Source organism: Arsenicicoccus bolidensis DSM 15745, from assembly GCF_000426385.1.
GTDB classification, from domain to species: Bacteria; Actinomycetota; Actinomycetes; order Actinomycetales; family Dermatophilaceae; genus Arsenicicoccus; species Arsenicicoccus bolidensis.
This window is the reverse complement of the sequence record NZ_AUFG01000018.1, coordinates 1-20,704: the sequence shown is the minus strand read 5'-3', so window position 1 is coordinate 20,704 and position 20,704 is coordinate 1. Positions and strand designations below refer to the sequence as shown.

The 20,704-nt window shown below is 70.6% G+C and carries 19 protein-coding genes; 9 read left to right on the top strand and 10 right to left on the bottom strand.

The genetic code is table 11. The features are described 5' to 3' along the window. Positions 1 to 160: 160 nt before the first annotated feature. Together K313_RS0111100 and K313_RS0111095 are read right to left on the bottom strand one after the other, a co-directional pair. A complete protein-coding gene (locus K313_RS0111100; RefSeq protein ID WP_051274107.1) occupies positions 161 to 2,116 on the bottom strand; it encodes a heavy metal translocating P-type ATPase in 1,956 nt (651 codons plus the stop codon). A gap of 31 nt (positions 2,117 to 2,147) precedes the next feature. Then, complete coding sequence (locus K313_RS0111095; RefSeq protein WP_029211676.1) at positions 2,148 to 2,387, bottom strand: heavy-metal-associated domain-containing protein; 240 nt, start codon at positions 2,385 to 2,387, stop codon at positions 2,148 to 2,150. 262 nt (positions 2,388 to 2,649) lie between these two features. Between K313_RS0111095 and K313_RS0111090 the strand changes: the two genes are divergently transcribed. Both K313_RS0111090 and K313_RS24485 read left to right on the top strand, forming a co-directional pair. Continuing rightward, positions 2,650 to 3,333, top strand: coding sequence for a Crp/Fnr family transcriptional regulator (locus K313_RS0111090; RefSeq protein ID WP_240483974.1), 684 nt, complete (start codon positions 2,650 to 2,652; stop codon positions 3,331 to 3,333). Between the two features lie 145 nt (positions 3,334 to 3,478). After that, on the top strand, positions 3,479 to 3,586 hold the full coding sequence (locus K313_RS24485) for a siderophore-interacting protein (RefSeq protein ID WP_239262560.1): 108 nt from the start codon (positions 3,479 to 3,481) through the stop codon (positions 3,584 to 3,586). A 68-nt stretch (positions 3,587 to 3,654) separates the two neighbouring features. Here K313_RS24485 and K313_RS0111080 read toward each other — a convergent pair whose 3' ends face one another. Beyond that, positions 3,655 to 4,524: an NAD(P)/FAD-dependent oxidoreductase gene (locus K313_RS0111080; RefSeq protein ID WP_034252915.1), complete on the bottom strand. Its 870-nt coding sequence runs from the start codon at positions 4,522 to 4,524 to the stop codon at positions 3,655 to 3,657. A 28-nt stretch (positions 4,525 to 4,552) separates the two neighbouring features. On the opposite strand from K313_RS0111080, the gene K313_RS20885 reads away from it, so the two are divergent. The 3 genes from K313_RS20885 to xylB all read left to right on the top strand — a co-directional run bounded on the left by K313_RS20885 (position 4,553) and on the right by xylB (position 8,341). Beyond that, positions 4,553 to 5,044, top strand: coding sequence for a helix-turn-helix domain-containing protein (locus tag K313_RS20885; RefSeq protein WP_029211673.1), 492 nt, complete (start codon positions 4,553 to 4,555; stop codon positions 5,042 to 5,044). 39 nt (positions 5,045 to 5,083) lie between these two features. Then, complete coding sequence (locus tag K313_RS0111070) at positions 5,084 to 6,835, top strand: DUF6398 domain-containing protein (RefSeq protein WP_029211672.1); 1,752 nt, start codon at positions 5,084 to 5,086, stop codon at positions 6,833 to 6,835. A 75-nt stretch (positions 6,836 to 6,910) separates the two neighbouring features. Continuing rightward, positions 6,911 to 8,341, top strand: coding sequence for a xylulokinase (gene xylB / locus K313_RS20880; protein WP_034252913.1), 1,431 nt, complete (start codon positions 6,911 to 6,913; stop codon positions 8,339 to 8,341). A gap of 125 nt (positions 8,342 to 8,466) precedes the next feature. On the opposite strand, the gene K313_RS0111060 is transcribed toward xylB, so the two are convergent. The 5 genes from K313_RS0111060 to K313_RS0111040 all read right to left on the bottom strand — a co-directional run bounded on the left by K313_RS0111060 (position 8,467) and on the right by K313_RS0111040 (position 14,293). Then, the gene (locus K313_RS0111060) at positions 8,467 to 8,883 is read right to left on the bottom strand and encodes a PIN domain-containing protein (RefSeq protein ID WP_029211671.1); all 417 of its coding nucleotides are present in this window, start codon (positions 8,881 to 8,883) and stop codon (positions 8,467 to 8,469) included. A gap of 7 nt (positions 8,884 to 8,890) precedes the next feature. After that, a complete protein-coding gene (locus K313_RS0111055; protein WP_029211670.1) occupies positions 8,891 to 9,742 on the bottom strand; it encodes a hypothetical protein in 852 nt (283 codons plus the stop codon). Positions 9,743 to 9,985: 243 nt separating this feature from the next. After that, complete coding sequence (locus tag K313_RS0111050) at positions 9,986 to 11,392, bottom strand: hypothetical protein (RefSeq protein WP_029211669.1); 1,407 nt, start codon at positions 11,390 to 11,392, stop codon at positions 9,986 to 9,988. A gap of 63 nt (positions 11,393 to 11,455) precedes the next feature. Beyond that, positions 11,456 to 12,145, bottom strand: coding sequence for a hypothetical protein (locus K313_RS0111045; protein WP_156911333.1), 690 nt, complete (start codon positions 12,143 to 12,145; stop codon positions 11,456 to 11,458). Between the two features lie 327 nt (positions 12,146 to 12,472). After that, entirely contained in the window at positions 12,473 to 14,293 is a 1,821-nt protein-coding gene (locus K313_RS0111040) for a hypothetical protein (RefSeq protein WP_029211667.1), read from the bottom strand. A 116-nt stretch (positions 14,294 to 14,409) separates the two neighbouring features. Between K313_RS0111040 and K313_RS0111035 the strand changes: the two genes are divergently transcribed. Together K313_RS0111035 and K313_RS0111030 are read left to right on the top strand one after the other, a co-directional pair. Then, positions 14,410 to 15,873: a hypothetical protein gene (locus K313_RS0111035; RefSeq protein ID WP_029211666.1), complete on the top strand. Its 1,464-nt coding sequence runs from the start codon at positions 14,410 to 14,412 to the stop codon at positions 15,871 to 15,873. A 73-nt stretch (positions 15,874 to 15,946) separates the two neighbouring features. Continuing rightward, positions 15,947 to 17,611, top strand: coding sequence for a nuclease-related domain-containing DEAD/DEAH box helicase (locus tag K313_RS0111030; protein WP_029211665.1), 1,665 nt, complete (start codon positions 15,947 to 15,949; stop codon positions 17,609 to 17,611). 70 nt (positions 17,612 to 17,681) lie between these two features. Here the strand turns inward: K313_RS0111030 and K313_RS0111025 are convergent, their stop codons facing one another. Beyond that, entirely contained in the window at positions 17,682 to 17,951 is a 270-nt protein-coding gene (locus K313_RS0111025; protein ID WP_029211664.1) for a hypothetical protein, read from the bottom strand. A 121-nt stretch (positions 17,952 to 18,072) separates the two neighbouring features. On the opposite strand from K313_RS0111025, the gene K313_RS0111020 reads away from it, so the two are divergent. Continuing rightward, on the top strand, positions 18,073 to 19,419 hold the full coding sequence (locus tag K313_RS0111020; RefSeq protein WP_051274113.1) for a carboxylesterase family protein: 1,347 nt from the start codon (positions 18,073 to 18,075) through the stop codon (positions 19,417 to 19,419). After that, positions 19,416 to 20,435, top strand: coding sequence for a CobW family GTP-binding protein (locus tag K313_RS0111015; RefSeq protein ID WP_029211662.1), 1,020 nt, complete (start codon positions 19,416 to 19,418; stop codon positions 20,433 to 20,435). The genes K313_RS0111020 and K313_RS0111015 overlap by 4 nt, the downstream gene beginning before the upstream one ends. Before the next feature lie 29 nt (positions 20,436 to 20,464). Here the strand turns inward: K313_RS0111015 and K313_RS20875 are convergent. Next, on the bottom strand, positions 20,465 to 20,704 hold a 240-nt coding region (locus K313_RS20875; protein WP_034252908.1), incomplete at its 5' end, for an IS256 family transposase.

The following is a 20,704-nucleotide window of genomic DNA, read 5'->3' as shown; positions in this document are numbered from 1 at the left end:
GTCGCTCGAGCGACGAACCGCGCTGAGCCCCGCAGGGATTCGTCCCTGCGGGGCTCAGCCGCGTCCGGCTGGCAGACCATGAGGGCGTGCAGGGTCGTCTCGGGGACGTCCTCCTCAGCGGATCGGTCGACCCTGGCTTGCTCAGCCCGCACCCTGGGCTTCACGCCACGTTGACGGGTCGCGCCTCGGGCTCGCGGGCGCGGGAGGTGGGGGAAGCCACGGGTTGCGTACTCGGCGACAGACGGGAGGGGCGCAGCAACCGCATGGCGTTGAGGATCACGATGAGCACCGATGCCTCGTGGACGAGCATGCCCAGGGTCATCGTGACCCCGCCCAGGATGACACCGGCCAGCAGGGACGCGACCGTGATCAGGGCTACGGCGATGTTGATGCGCATCACCGACACCGTGCGCCGCGCCAGAGAGATCGCTTGCGGCAGCTTGAGCAGGTCGTCCTTCATGAGGGCGATGTCAGCAGTCTCGATGGCGACACCTGTGCCGGCGGCACCCATGGCGATCCCGATGTCCGAGACGGCCAGCGCCGGGGCGTCGTTGACCCCGTCTCCCACCATGGCGACCACGTGACCCTGTGACTGCAGCTCACGCACTGCCTCGAGCTTGTCCTCCGGCAGGAGCCCGGCACGCACCTCGTCGACCCCGACCTCCGAGGCCACTGCTTCCGCGACCAGGTGGGTGTCTCCGGTGAGCATGACGACCTTGCTGACGCCGGCCTTGTGCAGCCGCCCCACCATCTCGCGGGCGTCCTGGCGGATCCTGTCCGCGACCGCGACGATGCCGATCACCTGTCCGTCCAGGGCCACGATCATGGGCGTGCGGCCACGTGTTGCCAGGTCGTCTGCGGCGGCCGCAGCCAGCTCGGTGCCCTTCGTCACGCCTTCGACGCGCAGCAGCGAGAGGTTTCCCACCGCCACTCGGTGCCCTCGCACCAGCGCCACGACGCCCTTGCCGGGCACGGGTTCCGTGTGCTCGGGCAGGCCGAGCGCAGCCCTGCCGTCTCCCAAGGCCGCTTCCACGATGGGGCGAGAGAGCGGATGCTCGGAGCCGGTCTCTGCCTGCGCAGCCCAGTGCAGCACCTCGCTCTCGTCGAGCGAGGGGTCGATCACGACGACATCCGTGAGGTACGGACGTCCCTCCGTGAGTGTGCCTGTCTTGTCCAGGGCAACGGCCGTGATCGTGGCGGAGGTCTCGAGGAACTCGCCGCCCTTGATCAGGATCCCGTCTCTGGCGCCGCGCCCGATGCCCGCCACGATCGCCACCGGAACGGAGATGACCAGGGCGCCGGGACAGCCGATCACCAGGAGGGTGAGTGCCAGCGTGACGTTGCCGGTGGCCAGGAAGGCGACGAGCGCCAGCACGATGATGGCGGGTGTGTACCAGGTCGAGAACCGATCCATGACGGCCTGGGTCTTGGCCTTGGCGTCCTGCGCCTCCTCGACGCGGTGGATGATCCGGGCCAGCGTGGTGTCGGCGCCCACACCGGTCGCTTCGACCTGCAGGAATCCACCGTGGGAGATGGTGCCGGCGTAGACCGGGTCACCGAGGGCCTTCTCCGCCGGGATGGACTCGCCCGTGATGGAGGCCTCGTCCACGGCGCCGGAGCCTGCGATGACGACACCGTCGACGGGGATCTTGGAGCCGTTCTTCACGAGCACCGTCTCGCCCACGACCACCTCAGCCGGGGGGACCGAGACCTGCTCGCCATGCCGCAGCACGATGGCGATCTCAGGCGCGACCGCGATCAGCTCGGCCAGGGCGGAGCGGGTCTTGTTGAGCGTGGCGTTCTCCAGGGCGTGACCGATCGCGAACAGAAAGGTCACAGCCGCCGCTTCCCAGACCTCACCGATGAACAGCGCCCCGATTGCGGCGATCGAGACGAGCAGGTCGATGCCGATGACCCGCGCAACCAGACCGTGGACCGCGGAGCGCAGGATGGGGGCGCCAGCGACGACCGCAGCGGTGACCATGAACACGTCACCCCACAGCTGCGAGCCCGCCAGGCCGGAGGCCGTGAAAGAGATGATGATCGACAGGCCGGCGACCAACGGGACCGTCCAGAGGTTCCGAATCGGGTGCCGGACATGGGTGAGATGTGTCATGGCGATGTCTCCGTCTCGTAGTCAGCGCGAGTCAGAACGCGGACGGAGCGGACCGGTAGCCGGCCTTGGAGACTGCCGCCACGAGCTCGGCGACGCCGGTGATGGCCGGGTCGTGATCGACCTCGATGCGCGACGAGGCGAACTTGACGCTGACGCGGGTGACGCCCCGGAGGCGTCCGACCTGCTTCTCGATCTTGCCGACGCACGAGGGGCAGGAGAAGCCTTCGGCGCGAAGGACGGTATGGGTGTGGGTGCTGGTGGCGGTGTTCATGATGGTGGTCCTCATTCCCTGTCTCGCGGACCCACCGGTTTGTGGACGCCGCGGTGATTCCAAGCTAGGAGCGCTGCGAGGGAGGGACCATGACGCACATCAATGAGCAGCACATTGCCGTGACCTGGTGATTCATGCTTCAAACGGGCCTAGAATGAGGCCCGTGACCTCTGTCGGCCCCCGTGAGGGACCGCCCGGTGGGCGTCGGCACATCCCGCTGCGCGAAGTGACCATGCCCCACCGCTGTCCGCGAGCCGTCCGGATGGCAGTCCTGGCCCGCGTGCCCTACTTCCAGGGGCTGTCCCCGGCCGAGCTCGATCGCATCGATCGGCGGATGGCCACCACGTCGTGGCCCGTGGGGACGCACATCTTCCACGCTGGCAGTGCCGCCGGTCACCTGTATGTCGTCGCTGAGGGTCGCGTCAAGCTCAGTCAGGTCAGCGCAACAGGCACCGAGACCCTGGCCGACATCCTCGTGGCCGGTGAGCTCTTCGGGGGCATGGGCACACTGGGGCAGTCAGCCCATCGGCATACCGCCAGCGCGCTGGTCCCCACGTGTACGTTGCAGATCGACCAACCGACCTTTCGTGAGCTGCTGGCTGAGCATCCAGGCGTTGCGCTACGGGTGCTGGATGACGTGGCCGAGCGGCTGGCGCGGGCGCAGGATGATGTCGGCGGTCAGGTCACGGACACGGTCGCCCAGCGAGTGGCAACCGCGCTGCTCCGCCTGGCTGACAAGCTCGGCAACGACCGTGGCGGGCGCGGGATCCTGCTCGAGGTCCCCCTCTCCCGCAGCGACCTGGCGGGCCTGGCGCGCTCCACCCCGGAGTCGGTGTCGCGGGTCATGAGCCAGTGGCGACGTGACGGAGTCATCGACTCCGGGCGCCGCTGGACCGCCATCCTCGACCTCTCCCGGCTGGAGCGGGAGGCCCTCGGCGCGGGGTGACCTCAGGAAGGGGCGTGTGGCCGGGCGGTCCCCGTGCCGAGTTCAGCTGCGGGAAACGCCGGCCCCCTGACCCGGAGACGGTGCCCCTGACCGCCGACGACCTGCAGACGGTGCCCCTGACCGCCGGCGTGGACCATGCCTGGGCGTGCGCCGAGGTGGCCACCGTCGCCGCCACCTCGTCAAGGAGCGCGACGTGCCCCGGCGCCACGTCGTGGCGAGCGGCTTCTGGAAGGCCGGTCAGGTCCACCTCTGACCGGCAAGCTGCGGACGGGGAGGGTGCGGCCAGGATGTCGGGAGGTGACCAGTCGGCGAGGGGAGTCCTCAGGGGCGCGGGCCGATGAGCGACATCACGGCCGCGGATGCCGCGACCTGACCGGCCGCCATGGCCATGACGACCGACTGCATCGGCATCGGCAGCGCGGGCACGTGCGCGAGGTCGCCCGCCGCCATGACGCCGGGCAGGCTCGTGCGCTGGAGCTCGTCGACGCGGATCGCGCCGGAGTCGTTGCGAGCCAGGCCGAGCTGCGCGGCGAAGGGCGCGCCCTGGTGCAGCTCCGGTCGCAGGAACAGGACGTCCACGTGCTCGGTGGAGCCGTCGGCGAGCGTCACGTCGACGCCGCCGCCCGTGTCCCGCACCGCGCGGACGGGCGCACCTGCGGGGTCGCCCTCGAGGGGGAGCAGCACCAGCGACCCGGCGACGGGTTCCAGCAGCGCGGTCAGGTGGGCCGCCGGGCCGGTCCCGAGGATGCCGAAGCGTCCCCCGGCGAACTCGTGCGCGTGGCAGAACGGGCACTGCGCGGCGCGTCCGCCCCACAGGTCCTGCAGGCCGTCGACCTGCGGCAGCTCGTCCCGGACCCCGGTGGCCAGGATGACGGCTCTGGCGACGAGGTCCTCACCCGCGGCGAGGGTCACGGCATACGTGCCGTCCGGTCTCGGGGTCACGGTGGTGGCCCGGACGTCGCGCACCTCCACCGTGGGATAGGCCGCGAGCTCCGCCCGTGCAGCCGCGCGCAAGGTGGGCGGGGGAGTGCCGTCCTGGCCGATCACGTTGTGCATGTGGGTGACTCGCGCGTTGCGATAGGAGCCGTCGTCCAGCAGCACCGCCTGGCGGTGCACCCGGCCGATCGACAGGGCGGCCTGCAGCCCGGCTGGGCCGCCGCCGATGATCACGATGTCCGTCGTCATTGTCATGCTCGCCAGCGTGTACCTTCAGGTTGACATGAAGGCAAGTGACGATGCGGGACTGCCGATCCGCGAGGTGGCTCGGCGGTTCGACGTGCCCACCCACGTCCTGCGCCACTGGGAGGACGTGGGGCTGCTCAGCCCTGCGCGCGATGCGAGCGGCTACCGGCGCTACGCACGCGCCGATCTCGTGCGCGTCGCCGTCATCGCCCGCAACAAGCTGATCGGCATGTCCCTCCCACAGATCCGCGCGCTCCTCGACGAGGGTGCGCCGGGTCGCCACCAGGTGCTGGAGGCGCACCTGCAGCACCTCGACGAGCAGCGCCGCGAGCTCGAGCGGTCGCGGGCCATGACCGAGCACTCCCTGCGCTGCCGGGCCCATGACATCGCCCAGTGCGAGCGCTTCGCCGCGCTGGTGGCTGACGTCATCGACGGTGGCCCGGTGCCCTCCGACTGGGACGCCGCCATCTCCCTGGACGGGCCGCCAGGCGCCAGCAGCCCAGACGCCGCGTCGCCTGGCCACGGCTGACGCTCACGTCACGGCGTGGGATACGGCAGGGTAGGGGGCATGGCTCGACGTCGACCTCCCAGGACCCCGCAGCAGCGACCCCAGCCCCGCGCCAAGGCGCAGCCGCCGGTCGACGACCTCCCGCTCCTGCCGGAGGTCCGTCGTGCCCTGCGCTCCGACGACCCCTGGGCCGTGGCCATGATGGCCTCCGGCATCGCCTGGACGATGCGCCACCCGGCCGACGTGGGATGGTCCGCCGGGGACCTGGTCGACAGCTTCATCGGTGTCGACGTGCGCGAGACCACGGCGCTGCTGGCCGCGCTGGCGCCAATGGTGGACCACGAGCTGTCGGTCACGATCCGTCGCGCGCTCATGCGCCGCACCCAGCCCCTGCCCGCAGCTCTGCAGGCGCTCGCCCAGCAGGTGCCCGTCCGGGGTGCGCACATGACCTCGCCGGGTGATCGTGGCGAGAACCTCTACCTGCAGCTGTCGCTCCCCGACGGCGGCGTGGTGACCTGGTTCGTCTACGTCGACTACTCGCTCGGCACGATCGTCAAGGACGCGTTCTACGCACCCCAGACCATCGACCAGATCTGGGCCTGGATGCAGGAGCGATCTCCTGGCACCGAGGATGCCGTGTGGACGGAGCTGAGCCATGCCGATGTCCGCGCCCGGCTCGAGCTGGCGATCGCGCGCCACAACGAGATGCTGGAGGGGCCGGTGTCCGACACCTGGCCCATGTGCCAGCCGCTGCTCGAGGTGTCGCTGGCCACCTGTCCCGAGGGCGGCGACCCCAGGGCCGGTCAGTCCCTGCCCCTGGACGGTGCCCCGCTCGACCTCGGTCCGGACGACCCCGTCGACGGGATCTTCTACGAGGTCGACCTGCCCGAGCGGGCCATGGCCCTGGCGATCATCGGGGGGATGGACCTGCCCGACGACCCGGAGCTGTACGACGCGATCTGGGTGATGGTGACGGGGCCCTTGGCGCACGGAGGCGACCCGCTCGACCTGTCCGAGGCGGCCGTCGTGGGGATCCTGGAGTCGGTCGCGCCATACCTGCCGCTGACCGACGAGGTCTGGCCGCTGGTGCCGGAGGCCCTCAGGATCATGACGAGGCATGCGGCGCGGGTGCGTTCGTGGCCCGATGGTCAGGAGGAGCGCGTCATCGCGGCGATCGACGCCGCGGAGCGTTTCTACGGCAGCCGTATGACGACGCCCGAGGCTCGCGAGCGCCGCCGTCAGATGCGCGAGGCCACCGCGATCACCGAGTCCGGCATGGAGGGCTACCTCCTCGACTCGCTGGCCTCCGTCGTCGGGGGCCGCGACGTGCTCGACGCCCTGGACACCGAGCCGCTGCCCGACGAGCCCCTGGACCTCACCGGCGTCCCGGAGGCCGCGCGTGACCGCGTCACCGCGATCGCCGCCGTGCTGGACACCGTCATGGAGGACCTCTTCGACGGGGTGGAGGCGCGCACGGCCTGCCGTCGTGTCCTGGCGGCGATCGCGCGGACCGACCACCGGGTGCTGATGCGGGGCCGGGTCGACACGGCCGCCGGCGCCATCGCCTGGATCGTGGCGAACGTCAACGAACTGACCAGTCCGTACGGCCCCGTCACGATGGGCGACCTGATGGCGGCGTGCGGCATCGCGTCCGGGAGCGTCAGCCAGCGCGCGACGACCCTGCTGGGCGTCCTGGGCATCTATCGATCCGAGTGGAGCTATGGGTCCTTGGAGAACGTCGACCCGTCGTGGCTCGTGGCCGAGGAGCGGGCGGAGCTGGTGGAGGAGCGCGAGGCAGCACGGCGAGGCTGATCCGCGCAGTCCTTGGCGAGAGGCGAAGCGATCGGAGGGGTCGAGGGCGGGCGTCGGGATGGGAGAGTGTCCGGCATGCCTCTCGTCGCCGGCGTCGACACGTCCACCCAGTCCTGCAAGGTGGTCGTCTGCGACGCTGACACCGGTGAGGAGGTGCGTCGTGGCTCGGCGCCGCACCCGGACGCGACCGAGGTGGACCCGCGGCACTGGTGGACGGCCTACGAGGCTGCGGTCGACCGGGCGGGCGGGCTCGACGACGTGGCGGCTGTGTCGGTGGCGGGCCAGCAGCACGGGATGGTGGCGCTCGACGAGGGTGGTGACGTCATACGGCCTGCTCTGCTGTGGCACGACACCCGGTCGGCCGAAGCCGCCGACCAGCTCGTCGCCGACCTCGGTGGCGGTGACCCGAGCGCCGGCAGGAGGGCCTGGGCGGAGGCGACCGGCAGCGTCCCGCTGGCGTCGTTCACGGTGGCCAAGCTGCGCTGGCTCGTCGATCACGAGCCCGAGCACGCGAGACGCGTCGCGGTCGTCGCGCTGCCGCACGACTGGCTGACGTGGCGCCTTCGGGGCGCCGGCTCCCTCGACGACCTGGTGACAGACCGGTCCGACGCGTCCGGGACGGGCTACCTCGACGTGGGGACCGGCGACTACCGGCGCGAGCTGCTGGCGCTCGCCACCCGGGACCGACTGACCGACATCCAGCTGCCGCGGGTGGCCGGGCCAAGCGAGCAGGTGGGACGCGTGCGAGGGCGCTCGCCGCGAGACCTGGTCGTGGGTCCTGGCTGCGGCGACAATGCCGCCGCCGCGCTCGGGCTGGGGCTGTCGGCCGGCCACACCAGCGTCTCCGTCGGCACCTCGGGGGTGGTCGCGGCGGTGTCGGCCACCCCCACCCACGACGCGACGGGTCTGGTCGCGGGCTTCGCCGACGCGGCAGGGGCCTGGCTGCCGCTGGCCTGCACGCTCAACGCGAGCCGGGTCCTCGACGCCACGGCCCGGCTGCTCGGCGTCACGCACGACCAGCTCAGCGAGCTGGCGCTTGAGGGCGACAGCGGCGCCGACGGACTGGTGGTCGTGCCGTACCTCGAGGGCGAGCGGACCCCCAACCTCCCCGGTGCAACCGGGAGCATGCACGGCCTGACCCTCGCGACGATGACCCCCCGGCACGTGGCCCGCGCTGCCGTCGAGGGCGTGCTGTGCCTGCTCGCCGAGGGGCTCGAGGCGATCCGCGCCCTGGGCGTCGTGGTCGACGACGTCACCCTCGTCGGGGGTGGGAGCCGCTCCCGCGCGGTGCAGGTGCTCGCCCCGCAGGTCCTCGGGGTCTCCGTGACCATCCCCGACTCGGGGGAGTACGTCGCGCGTGGCGCTGCACGGCAGGCCGCCTGGGTGCTGGCGGGCACGCCGGAGCCGCCGGACTGGTCCTCCTCCCTGCGCACCGAGTACGTCCCGGCCGATCCGCGGCCGCAGGTGCTCGCGCGCTATCGCGAGGTGCGCCCCTGGTCCGCGTGAGACACGCTCGACCCGGCGCTCGCCGACCGTTCGGTGTCCGCGATCGGGGCGCGGTGGGGCCTGGTCGACGCGGCTCACGTCAGCCGGGCGTTCAAGGCGATGTATGGCGTGCCGCCCAGCTTCAGTCAGTGACTGGTGTCCTCAAGCAGGCTCAGACCGGGCACATCGCGATAGATGCGATCCCCCGCGAGCAGCGGGAGGTCATGCGCGATGGCGGTGGCCGCGACCCAGGCATCGCCCATGTGCAGCTTGTCTGCGAGGGGGTGACCGGCAGCCCGGCAGGCGGCCCGAACCTCGGCGAACGCCTTGACGACCTCGGTCGTGACCGGTGCCGTCGCATGACGGGCGAGCTGAGCCTCCAGCCCGGCGAGGCGGGCCGGTCCCCACCTGGCGGACAACGCACCGAACCGCAGCTCACCCTCGGTCTGGGCTGCGATCACGATCGTGCGCCCGGTGAGACGACGCCGCCAGTCTGCGACCTGCGGTTCGCGGTCGCGCGCCGTCATCACCACCTTGCTGAAGGCATCGGTGTCAAGGAGCACGACTCCCTCAAGCACGTATCGCCGCCAAGAAGTCATCCAGCTCGTCGTCGGTCAGGTCCAAGGGTTCTGCGGCGGGCATCGCCTCGCTAGCGGCGATGGCGACGCGCAGGGAGACGGGTGGAGCCGTCATACCCAGGAGCTCGCCGATGTCGCGAGCCCTGCTGACGCGGGGGCCTTCCATTCGGGGTCGGCGAGTCCCCTCGCCGCCGATGAATGGACCCACAACGGTGACCCTCTGGGTCACCAGGGTGGCGGCAGCCTCCGGCTCCGGCACGTCGAGGAGCTCGATGGCGTTGTGAGCGTCATCGCGGACCCGGAAGTGACCGGTGCGAGCATCCACCATCTCCAGCACCCCGTGCATGGTGGCCTCACCCGGCAACGACGTCCGGCGCTGCCAGGGCACCCGGCTGATAGCACCCGCTTCGAGCGTCTGGGAGCCGACTCCGGGCACGGACACCTCCACCGTGCGAGCAGCCTTGCCGAGCGCGACGATCAGATCGTCCACCGCCGCCGCCACCGAGTCCGAGATCGCCGGCGGACGACGATCGTGCGCCATGCCGTCGACGATGTCCCAGAAGGTCTCGTCGACCTTGGCGGCCAAGGGGTCGATGTCGAGCGCAGCGTCGTCGCCCACGGTGAACACGACCCGTGTGCTCCCTGGGCGCAAGGCCACCCGCACCGAAGCCAGCCTCTCCAGCTCGGCCGCTGCCCTGCCCAGGCCCGGACGTTCAGCCACGGCCCGGGTCAGCCGGTACGTGACGTCTTTGAAGGCGTCGATGATCGCCACGGCGTCGCCTGCGAGCAGGGTGCCGTCGGCGGCGTCATGACCGACAAGCCGGATGTCGAACTCGCGCGTCATCGGGACCACACCCTTCCTGGTCGCTGGTCACTCCACCATAGATCCCACGTCGGACACCGCTCGCCCAGCGAGCCCGCTTCGGCAGCACCCCCTGCGCCTACGCGACAGCGGGCGGGGCGCGGTGTCGACGCGGACTACGAGAGCAGCTCGCGACGCATGGTCACACCGGGAAGTGCACCTCGACAACGGCGGCCTCGACATTTGTCATCCACTATGCCAAGGACCCTTCATGTCACGCCCAACTCACACCCATGTCATCTCCGGGTTAGCCTCGCTGGGGTCTGTCGACGAGGAATCGGATGGTCGTGCCTCGAAACCAGGGGTGGGCTCGTCCTGCGATGAAAGGGCGGTGGAAGATAGTGCCGTGCCCGCGGCCTCTTCGGCGGGGGTGTCTCTCATGGCTGGGGGTGCAGCTCTCCAGGCCTTCAATCCCTGCATGACGTCCACGTAGAAGGCGTCCACGGCGTCGTGGACGGAGTCGATAAAGCTGCCCCGACCCGATCCGCGCTTGTCGCCGAGCGCGCTCGTTGCAGCAACTCGAAATGTCTTGAACTCGCGTGCTGGGTCGACGACCAAGAGGCTGGGATCAGTGCGCAGGGAGCCAAGCAACTCGGCCGAGGAGGAGCCGCGCCCGTTCTTGACGAAGGCTTCTATGCGGAGGTTGTCGCTCGCTCCTGCGAGCTGACGGGCCAGCCAGTTGACTCGAGTGACCGGACGACCGCTCTGAGGAGCGTCAACGTCCACGTGGCAGGTGACCTGACGGGATCGGAGATCCACCCTGACCACGATGTCGCCAATGGCTTTCGGCACCCGAATCGCCGCCGACATCGACGCTGAGTTACAAAGCTCCTTGCACACAAGGCTGGATCGCATACTGGGGTCGCTCAGCTCCTTGCGGGAGAGGGCAGGTATGACCTCAGCGCCCAGCCGACGCCCAAGCTGCAGGCTTATGTAACGAATCAAGGCATCCCACTTGGCCGCAACATCCGCCAGACCAGGGTCGGTCTGTCGAAGGGTGCCTGCAACGACGGCATTCCGCGTTTCTACCCAGGCCGCGCCCATGTCGTTGAACTGCAACGCACCAGACCCGCGGTACTCGAGGTAGCGGATGAGCTCGCCGAGGATCCATGCCTGGTCTGGGTCGGCAACTCCGCGGTGCTCCTTCTGCATCACGGCCTCAGCCAGAACCTGTGACCAGGAGTAGTGATATAGGGAGACTTTGCGTAGTTTGCGCTTGTCCACAGGGGTTGGATGCTGGCCAGCCAAGGCGGGGATCTCGTTGGAGATAGTCAGCACAGCGTCGAATCCCTGGTCCTTGGCGACATCCAGGTAGGCCTCGATCTGTTCCCTCGTGAGGAGGTTGTTGCCCGTCTTCACTTCGACGAGGGCAGCCCACGACTTCGAACCACGAGACGCGCGAATCAGACCATCGGGCCGCAAGTTTCGATCGTCCAGTGTGAACGGAACCTCTATGTAGGTCTCCAGATGTCCGGCGGGCGCTCCCAGCGGCTGCGTGAGTGCACGACCGAACTCTCGGACCGCCCCCATGACCGCGAGCAGGGCCGAGGTAGCACGTCTTTCTTGCTCCTCGGCCCCATTGATCCCCGAGACAGGGATGAGTCGTGCTTCGTGCCACGTTTGCTCCACCATGGGCCGACTCTAGATCACTGTCTGTCATCGCGCGCCACTTAGCACGAGTTCAAGAACTCCGGTCTACGGCGCGGCTCGAAGTCGATTGATCTCATCCCTCGTCATCAGTCCGGCGAAGAAGGACTGACATTCACCCGACGACCAGGTCGGATCGCAGTCGTCCTTCGGCGCGCTGGCTCCACCATTGGTGGCTTGCTGCCAGCTCTCCTCTCCGAAATATCCGAATCGACGTAGGCAGTCCTGCTTACGTCGCGCATTATCGCCGAGCCTGCAGATCGGTTCGCCCACTGCGGGCAATTGACTCCCCTGGGGCGTAGCCACGCTGCACGGGGTGGCCTTGTCGGTGAACGTCCACCGGGTCTTGTAGCCGTCGGCGATGCGGTACCCGGACTTCGCGCGTGCGGTGACCATGGCCTCGGATCCGGACCACTCCATCTGCTGGTCGTAGGTGATCCCGCGAACCTCCGGCGTCCTGATCTGGTCGTTCTCCGGGCCGCAGACCACCTGGACCGTCGGGCGCCTCGTCTTGACGACGGTTCTCGGGTCCAGCGTCTTCGTGGCCTTTGGGGTGGCGGATCCCGCGTTGCCGGCGGGGGATGGCACAACCGCACTGGCTGGGCTTGTGGAGGCCACGGGGCTGGCCGTCACCGTCACGGTCTTGACCGGCATTGGTGCCTGCGCGGCGGGCGTCGGCGTCGAGCTGCAGCCGGCGACCGCGAGCGCGGCGATCCCGACGATGGTGATGCGGTGCATGTGCTTCCCCCTGATGGACGGCCCCTCGGCCGTCACGGATCACTCTGCCCGGTGGACAGGCGGGCGGAGGGGGATTCCGCCGAAGTCGCCTCAGCCGTTCGCCGGTTGGCCGAGCGTGCGGGAGACGGCATGCCCAGTCGACCGCGACACCGCTGATCATCGGGGATCTGGTCACCGAGACCGACGTCACGTCCGCGCGGGTCTACGTCGCGGGGCGGCCGGGCCCTCGGAGCCCTGTCCTACCTGCCGCTCCTCGGCAAGGTGGAGCGCCTCGAGTCCTGAGCGTCCACCAGCGGACACAGCTGGCCGGGGTGCCCTGCGCCCCGGTCAGCTGCTCGCGAGGTGGATCTCCTCGGCGGGATCGTCGTCGATGACGTCCATCCGGTCGACGTCGAACCGCTCGTCGAGCGCGGCGTACTCGTCGGCCGGGACCCGCGAGACGGCGTGGATCTGGGAGAAGAAGTAGTACATGGCCATGTCACGGGTGTGGTCGTAGGCCTTCATCCGGCCGTCGCAGTAGCCGCCGATGCAGAAGCTGACGCGACGGTCGGTGATCCCGTCCTGGTCCGTGCGGTAGCGGATGTCGAGGTGGTAGAGGCGCTCCGGACCGCGCAGGGCCGTGCACAGCAGCTGCACCTCCTCGCCGCTGAGACGGGTGTTGACCCGTCGCACGACGTCGGGGGTGTCGCCCCACGCCCCCAGGTCGTCGGCGACCACGCGACCAGTGATCTCCTCGGCGGCGGCATGGAGGTGGAACTCGCCCATCTCGAGCGCGGCCTCGTGCTCGCGGCGCTCCCAGTCTCCCCACCCGACCTCGACCGCGTCGTCCGCCGTGTCCAGCTCGGAGTCCTGTCCTGGCCCCTGCAGGGTGTCCAGCGTCTCGGTGCCGAAGATCCGCGCCAGCACAGGGGGACACCGGTCCGGGTCCGCCATCACCGGGTCGGCGTGCCACCGATGGCCCCAGCTCAGGCCGTGCAGCCAGTCCTCCAGCACCGCCACCATGGCTTCCTCGCCGGCCTGCTCGCCGAGGTAGGCGCGGCCGAGGCTCGACGTGCCGCCGAGGGCGTGCAGCCCGAGCAGCTGCGACTCCTGCCAGGCGGGCACCGGCCGTGCGTCAGGGTCCACCGAGCCGGTGACCGCGAGATCGCAGACGACCTCGTCGTCCCCGTGCCAGTGATGCGCCAGCGGCGACCGCCAGTGCGCGCACGCCTGGGCGAAGACCGGTGAGGTGGCGTACCCCTCGGGCATGTCCGCCAGGAGGGACAGCAGCTCGGCGCGGCCATGGCAGCAGAGCCCGCAGTCGTGGAGGGTGCTCGACAGGGATGGCAGGAGCTCCCAGCGACGACTGCGCTCCTGGGTCCAGTGCGCACCCGACAGACCCCACGTGCAGATGACGTCCAGCACGATCTCGGAGGGGTCGATCAGCAGCGTGGCGTCCCACCGCGGCCCGGGGGCCACGCCCTGGGGGTCGGACGTGATCACGCCCAGCGTGAGGCCCGCGCGCAACGCCATACGGACCTCGTCGGTGGTGGAGCCCGTGACGCGGGCGAGGCGGCTGATCTGCCGTCGGCCCACCTCGCTCCAGGTGGTCGTGGGCACCGGTTCGCGCGCGATGAGCTCCCAGACAGCCAGCAGTCGTATGACGAACCGACGCAAGGCCGTGGCGGCCGCATCGTCGATGGCTCCCTGATCGACGGGCCACAGCGGCGGCGTCGGCCCGTCGATCGCGACGCCGTCGGACGGAGGCGCGGACGTGGTCCGACGGATGCTCTCGTCCAGGCCCGGGCACAGGTGCAGCCACCCGTCGGCGCGGCCCACGTAGCCGCACGCCACTGCGGCGCCCACCATCGTCGCCACGTCCTCGGGGGCGCCCCGCACGACGTCCACCGCGTCGGCCTCGGGGATCGACCCCCCGCGGTCGGCCATCACCCGCATGAGGTGGAGATAGGGCGTGGCCATGCGCCGAACGTCCGGGAGCACGTTGTCCGGGTCGCCCAGCATGGTCGCGAGCTGGGTGAGGTCACGCGGGCTGATCGGTCCGTAGCCGTTGCGGCGCAACGACGTCAGGCGCACGGTCATGAGGTCCTTGAGCTCGTCGGTCGTCTTGTCCGCGAGCCATCGCACGTAGGGGTGAGTTGAGGTCGGCATACGGCCAGCCTGCCGCCCGTCCATCCCCGGCCGGCCCGTCATCCACAGGTGGGGCACGCCCGCCCTCGGGAACGCGACAGGCTGTGGACAAGGTGGGCTGTTCTAGGGTCTTGTCCATGGAGCCGACCGATCTCGACGACCTGATGGCAGCCCTGCGGACGTGGGCCGGCAAGCAGAAGCGTGCCTACGACGAGGATCACCTCGAGACCCTGCTCGGGCTGCGCCAGATGAGGCAGGACCTGGCAGCGACGCAGTGGCCGGGCGGGTCCGTGAGAGAGACCTTCGAGCACGCATGGTTGTCGCACGGGCCGGTGGCCGCGCCGGACGTCGAGACCGCCGCGCAGACCGTGGAGACCTTCGTGCGGTTCTTGCGGAGCACCGGTCGGCTGTCGCACGGCTCGGGGGAGGCCAAGCTGCTGGCCAAGGAGGCGCGCCAGGGGGCGTCCTACGTCCAGGAGCACGGCGGTGACCGGACCACCTGGGGCCAGAACAAGGTCTTGATGGACTTCGGTGAGAGCCGGGGCATCTCGCTGCTGGGGGCGGCTGACCTGGACGAGGTCCAGACGCGTCTGTCCGAGATCATGGAGCAGTGGAACGCCCTCCCGGACGACGAGCGGCGGGCTCTGATGCCGCTGCCCGCGGGAGGTATGTCGCTCCCGACGATCCCCGGTCTCGGCACCGTCGGTGGGGGTGACGGCCTCGGCCCGGAGGACGACGGCCTCGAGGGGCTGGTCGCCGACATCGCCCACGAGATCGTCCGCCCCGGGGAGGTGCCGGCCGTGGTCGGCCCGGACTCGCGACCGCTGGCGGACTACCTGGACCACGCCGCCGGCGACGCGTTGGCCCTGCTGGGCATGGTCGCGGGGCACGCGCAGCTCGACGCCGACGCCCCCGACGTCACCCCCGACGTGTTCGACGACGCCTGGGACACGATCCCCTTCCTGCAGGACCTCGCGCGCTTCGTCGCCTGGGTCCGGGAGGCGGGAGAGGTGCAGCTCACCGCGACAGGAAATCTGAAACGTGCCGACGCCGCCCATCTGTGGGAGACGCTGGGGCTGGACGCGCGACCTGGGGGTGAGAGCGCCGACGGCACCTATGCCTGGCGCAGCGCTGCGGACTGTGTCGCGCTGGAGCGCCTGTTTGCGACGGCGGTCGTGATGGACCTCGTGGTGCTGCAAGAACCCCGGCTCCTGCCAGGCGCTGGTCCCAGGGGCGACGCGAACCCCGGTGCCTCGGCTCTCATTGCGACCGTCGAGACCATCGCCGCCCACCGCGACGTGGACCTGGTCGGCGCTCAGGAGGCGGTGTGGATCTATGCCTGCCAGGTGGCCTGGGCGCTGCAGCGGCCCGTGACCCGTGAGGAGCTGACCGACTTCCTCGGGGGCTGGTCAAGGCTCTGGCGGGCCGGAGAACCAGGGAGTGCAGGACGGGCGCGGGTTGTCGACCGAGCCGTCGCGATGGCCGAGTACCTCGGGCTGGTCGACCGCACCGGCGCGGGGTGGACGGGGAACCCGCGGGGTGTCTACGCCCTTGGCCTGTGGGCCTCGATCGCCCTGCGTCGGGCTGGCGAGGTCGGCTGATCCTGCCGTTTCCCCACGGGACCCCAGCGCTCCTGCCTAGCGTTGCAGGCAACGAGGTTGCGAGGGGGCAGCGATGACGGCTCGGGCGATACCGCAGGATCCGCAGCACGACACCAACAGCGAGCGGGAGGTGTGGGAGCGGCTGGTCGCTGCCCTGCCGGACGACGCCGTGGTGCTGTCCGGGCTGCGACTGACCGACGAGACCAAGGACCACGAGGCCGACCTCGTCCTGCTGCTGCCGGGCGAGGGGATCGTGGTGGTGGAGGTCAAGGGAGGCGGCTGCTCGCGTGACACGCAGGGGCGATGGTGGACGACCTCGGGCCACGGCCGGCGACGCATCGACCCCGTCCGCCAGGCCCGCCAGACCCGTTATGCCATCAGGGACTACGTCGAGCGCGACCCACGGTGGCGCGACTCGTCGCGGACCCGGATCCGGTGGAGCCATGCCGTGGTCATGCCCTACACCGCGATCGACGACGACTTCGACACCCCGGACTGCAGGCGGTGGATGATCCAGGGCCGGGGCGACCAGGGCGACCTGGCAGATCGGTTGCGCGCCATACCCGCTCGCGCCTCTGACAAGCGAGCGCCCACGGACGACGACGTGAGACTGATCGTCGAGATCCTGCGCGGCAGAAGGCTCCCCGTGCAGGACGTGACGTCCGAGGCCGACGAACGTGCCTCGCGCGCAGACCGACTCACGGTCGAGCAGGCGACGCTGCTGGGGGTGACGCGGCTGCTCAACCGCGTCGAGGTGCGCGGGGGAGCGGGCAGCGGCAAGACCGTGCTGGCGCTCGCCCAGGCCAAGGACCTGACGCGCGGCCGCGACGACCGGGCGCCTCAGCGGGTGGCTCTGCTGTGCTACTCGATCGGCCTGGCGGAGTACTTCCGTCGCGAGCTGAAAGGCTTGAGCCGCAAGCGGACTCCGGCGTTCGTCGGCACCTTCGAGGAGCTGGGGCGGTCCTGGGGTGCCGAGGGCGGCACCCGGCAGGACGGGGACTTCTGGGAGCGTCGCCTGCCCGACCGTATGGCGGACCTGGCCGCCGCACTGCCCGACGGGGAGAGGTTCGACGCCGTCATCGTGGACGAGGCGCAGGACTTCGCGGACGGGTGGTGGCGGCCGTTGATGAACGCGCTGCGCGACGAGGAGACGGGCGGTCTGTACGTCTACACCGACGAGAACCAGCGCGTGTTCGCCCGGTTCGGCCGCCCACCCGTGCCGCTCGTCCCTCTCGTCCTCGACCACAACCTACGCAACACCCGACAGATCGCCGACGTGTTCGCCCCCCTGACGCCGATGCGGATGCGGCCCATGGGTGGCGAAGGGCCTGCCGTCCGCCTCGTGGCCTGCGCCGCCGACGAGGCCGTCGAACGCGCCGACGACGTGGTGGAGGAGCTGCTCGACCGGGGTTGGCGCCAGCAGGACGTCGCCCTCATCACCACCGCCGCGCGGCACCCGGTGCAGGTCGAGCGCTTCGACGAGCACGACCCCCAGGCCTACTGGCGATCGTTCTGGGACGACGACGACGTGTTCTACGGGCACGTCCTCGGGTGCAAGGGCCTCGAGCGCCGCGTCGTGGTGCTGTGCGTCAACGAGCACGAGCCGCGCGACCGCGCCAAGGAGAAGCTCTACGTCGGGTTGTCCCGCGCGACCGACGAGCTGGTGGTCGTCGGCGACCCGGAGGTCATCCGGCGGGCGGCCGGCGACGCGGTGATCGGTCGACTCGGATCGCCCTGACCCATCACCTCAGCGGCACCCGTCGGCCCGCGCGCGCCGCGAACTCGTCGAGGGCAGCGAGGATCTCGGACTATCCCGCGTGGATGCCGTGCACCTCGTGACCGAGCCTGCGCCCCTCGGCGGCGCAGCGGACCGCGGAGTCGGCGAACACCTGCAGGATCGGGTCCGGGTCGCCGTCGCGATAGGCGGTCAGGGCTTCGACATACCTCGGTCCGGACGCGAGCAGACCGGCGGAGATCGGCAGGGCGACACGACGCACCAGGCCGACGAGCGGCCTGGCGCTGCTCTTGACGATGGCCCGCACGATGCAGGTCGAGGAGGCCGACCGGGAGCCGGGCACGGCGTGACGCTCGGCGGGATACGGTCGTGCGGTCGGTGAGCCCCGTGGGGCGGGCCGAGCGAGACCGTCATCCACCCAGGAACGGGAGCACCTGTTGGAGCACGCCACCCAGGACGTCGTCGTGACCGCACCCTGCGGGACCCTCATCGGCCGCCGCGCCGGAGAAGCCGTGCAGTTCAGGGGGATTCGATACGGCAGAGCCGAGCGCTTCGCGTCGCCGGTCGCCGAGCCCGACGCGACAGAGCCGGTCGACTGCCGCGAACCCGGGCCGTCCGCCCCGCAGCTGCCGGTGCCCTTCCTCGACGAAGCCTTCGGTCCGGCGACGCACGGCCTGCGCCAGGACGAGGACTGCCTGCGCGTCGCCGTGACGGCGCCGGCGGTCCCGCGCACCGAGGGTCCGCTGCCGGTCCTGGTGTGGATCCACGGTGGGTCCTACACGAGCGGGACCGGTGACGGGCCCGGCTACGAGCCGACGTCCCTGGTCACCGAGGGCGACCTCGTGGTCGTGTCCGTCACCTATCGCCTCGGGCTGCTCGGCTATCTCGGGGACGGTGGCGAACGCGCCGCGAACCTCGGGCTGATGGACCAGCTGCTCGCGCTGCGGTGGGTTCGCCGCAACATCGAGGCGTTCGGCGGAGATCCCGAGCGCGTCACCGCCGTGGGGCAGTCGGCCGGCGCGGACGCGGTGCTGCACCTGGCCGTCGCGGGTGCGGGGGAGGGGTTGTTCGGTCGCGCGATCGTGCAGAGCCCGCCGCTCGGCATACGCACCGCTCGAGCGGCCATGGCGCAGGCCATGGCCGAGGCGACCGCCCACGTGAGCCGGGACAGCTCGCTGGAGGAGGTGCTCGCCGCCCAGGCGGACGCCGAGCGCGTGGCGCGGGCGTTCCGGTTGCCCTCGGCCATGCCCTTCTCGGTGCAGTACTCCCACCCGCCCCTGCCCGCCGAGGAGGACATGGAGGCCGCCTGGGATGCCATCGCCCAGGACATCGACCTGTTCATCGGGCGCACGACCGAGGAGGCACTGCTGTTCCTCCCGCGCCTCGAGCCCGTCGCCAAGGTGACGAGCCTGCCGGTGGTCGGCGGGCGGGCTCGGCGGGTGCTGGACGAGGTCGCGACGCATGTCGTCTACGGCCGCGGCATCGACGCCCTCGCGCGCCGATGGGTGCAGGCCGGCGGCACCTGCCGCAGCTATCGGCTCTCGTGGTCGGTCCCCGGCAACGCCTATGGCGCCTGTCACGCCATCGAGCTCCCCCTGCTCTTCGGCGACGAGCGCGTATGGCGCCACGCCGCCGTCCTTCGCGGAGCCCGCTGGAGCGACGTCGACGCCGCCGGGCGCCGGCTGCGGGCGCTGTGGGCGGCGATCGCCTGGGGCCGACCCTTCGACGAGCTTCCCCAGGAGCCAGGCGTGCTCACCCATGCGGTTCCGAGACCCGTTGCGCCGCGGCGGCTTCGACGGAGCGGCTCGTGAGTGCCCGCCAGGCGCGCATCCCCGTGATCGCGCTGTCGGGCTCGCTGGGCAGCGGCAAGACGACCCTGCTCAACCACCTCCTGCGGACGGGCACGGGGCGGATCGGCGTGGTGATCAACGACTTCGGTGACATCAACGTCGACGCCTTCCTCGTGTCGGGGCACGTCGACGCGGCCATGTCGATCAGCGGCGGCTGCCTGTGCTGCCTGTCCGACCCAACCGAGCTGGACCGCGCGCTGGAGTCGCTGGCGCGCCCCGAGCTTGACCTCGACGCCATCGTGGTGGAGGCGAGCGGGCTGGCCGAGCCGCGCGAGCTCGCGCGGCTGATCGTCAGCAGCGAGGTGAGACGGGTCCGCTTCGGTGGTCTCGTCGAGATCGTCGACGCCGCGGCGTGGGACGAGATCGGCTCGTATGACGAGCCCCCCGTCGCGACCGACCACCTCAAGGTGGCGTCGCTCCTGGTGCTCAACAAGGTGGACCGGGTGGCTCCCGATCGAGTCTCGCTGCTGGAGAACGTGATCCGTGAGCTCGTTGGTGAGAAGCCCATGGTTCCTGCGCGCTTCGGCCAGGTCGACCCGGACCTGCTCTACGACTCCATCGAACGCCCCGAGCCCACCGGACAGCTCAGCCTCGTGGACCTGCTGCGCGAGGAGCAGCAGGAGCACGGGCACCTCCACCACGGGCACGAGCACGACCACGGGAAGGCACACGGGCACGAGCATGCCCACCACCACTGGCAGTCCGTGAGCGTGGACTCCCCGTCGCCCGTCGACCCGCGTCGTCTGCTGGACCTGCTCGAGAGCCGCCCGGCCGGGCTCTATCGGGTCAAGGGGGTGGTGTGGGTGGACGCACCCGGGCACCGCCAGCGGTGGGTCGTGCAGGCCGTCGGTGGCTGGGTGGCCTTCGAGCGGGGGCCGTGGCCGTCGGGTGCGGAGCGGCGCACGCAGCTCGTCGCGATCGGCGCGGGGGTGGACGAGGCGGCGGTCGCGGCCGACATACGGATAGAGCCCCGTTGAGTGGTGGGCTTTGAGGTGATGCTCGTTGCCTACCGGTCGCTCTTTTCGAGGGCGACGGTCTCAGTATCGCGGGTTGGGTAGAGCTTGGCCATGGAGCCTTCGCAGAGGTAGCGGCGGTCATCGACCTGCCATTCGTCGTGGGTGTCGGCCAGGACGGCTCCGATGAGGCGGATGACGGCGGCTTCGTTCGGGAAGATGCCTACGACGCGGGAGCGTCGCTTGATCTCCTTGTTCAGCCGCTCAAGGGGGTTGGTGGACCAGATCTTGCG

What these genes read in the sequence shown, in the direction of transcription:
- K313_RS0111100 (WP_051274107.1), bottom strand. Translation starts at nt 2,116, where the DNA reads ATGACACATCTCACCCATGTCCGGCACCCGATTCGGAACCTCTGGACG.
- K313_RS0111095 (WP_029211676.1), bottom strand. Translation starts at nt 2,387, where the DNA reads ATGAACACCGCCACCAGCACCCACACCCATACCGTCCTTCGCGCCGAA.
- K313_RS0111090 (WP_240483974.1), top strand. Translation starts at nt 2,650, where the DNA reads ATGGCAGTCCTGGCCCGCGTGCCCTACTTCCAGGGGCTGTCCCCGGCC.
- K313_RS0111080 (WP_034252915.1), bottom strand. Translation starts at nt 4,524, where the DNA reads ATGACAATGACGACGGACATCGTGATCATCGGCGGCGGCCCAGCCGGG.
- K313_RS20885 (WP_029211673.1), top strand. Translation starts at nt 4,553, where the DNA reads ATGAAGGCAAGTGACGATGCGGGACTGCCGATCCGCGAGGTGGCTCGG.
- K313_RS0111070 (WP_029211672.1), top strand. Translation starts at nt 5,084, where the DNA reads ATGGCTCGACGTCGACCTCCCAGGACCCCGCAGCAGCGACCCCAGCCC.
- xylB (WP_034252913.1), top strand. Translation starts at nt 6,911, where the DNA reads ATGCCTCTCGTCGCCGGCGTCGACACGTCCACCCAGTCCTGCAAGGTG.
- K313_RS0111055 (WP_029211670.1), bottom strand. Translation starts at nt 9,742, where the DNA reads ATGACGCGCGAGTTCGACATCCGGCTTGTCGGTCATGACGCCGCCGAC.
- K313_RS0111050 (WP_029211669.1), bottom strand. Translation starts at nt 11,392, where the DNA reads ATGGTGGAGCAAACGTGGCACGAAGCACGACTCATCCCTGTCTCGGGG.
- K313_RS0111045 (WP_156911333.1), bottom strand. Translation starts at nt 12,145, where the DNA reads ATGCACCGCATCACCATCGTCGGGATCGCCGCGCTCGCGGTCGCCGGC.
- K313_RS0111040 (WP_029211667.1), bottom strand. Translation starts at nt 14,293, where the DNA reads ATGCCGACCTCAACTCACCCCTACGTGCGATGGCTCGCGGACAAGACG.
- K313_RS0111035 (WP_029211666.1), top strand. Translation starts at nt 14,410, where the DNA reads ATGGAGCCGACCGATCTCGACGACCTGATGGCAGCCCTGCGGACGTGG.
- K313_RS0111030 (WP_029211665.1), top strand. Translation starts at nt 15,947, where the DNA reads ATGACGGCTCGGGCGATACCGCAGGATCCGCAGCACGACACCAACAGC.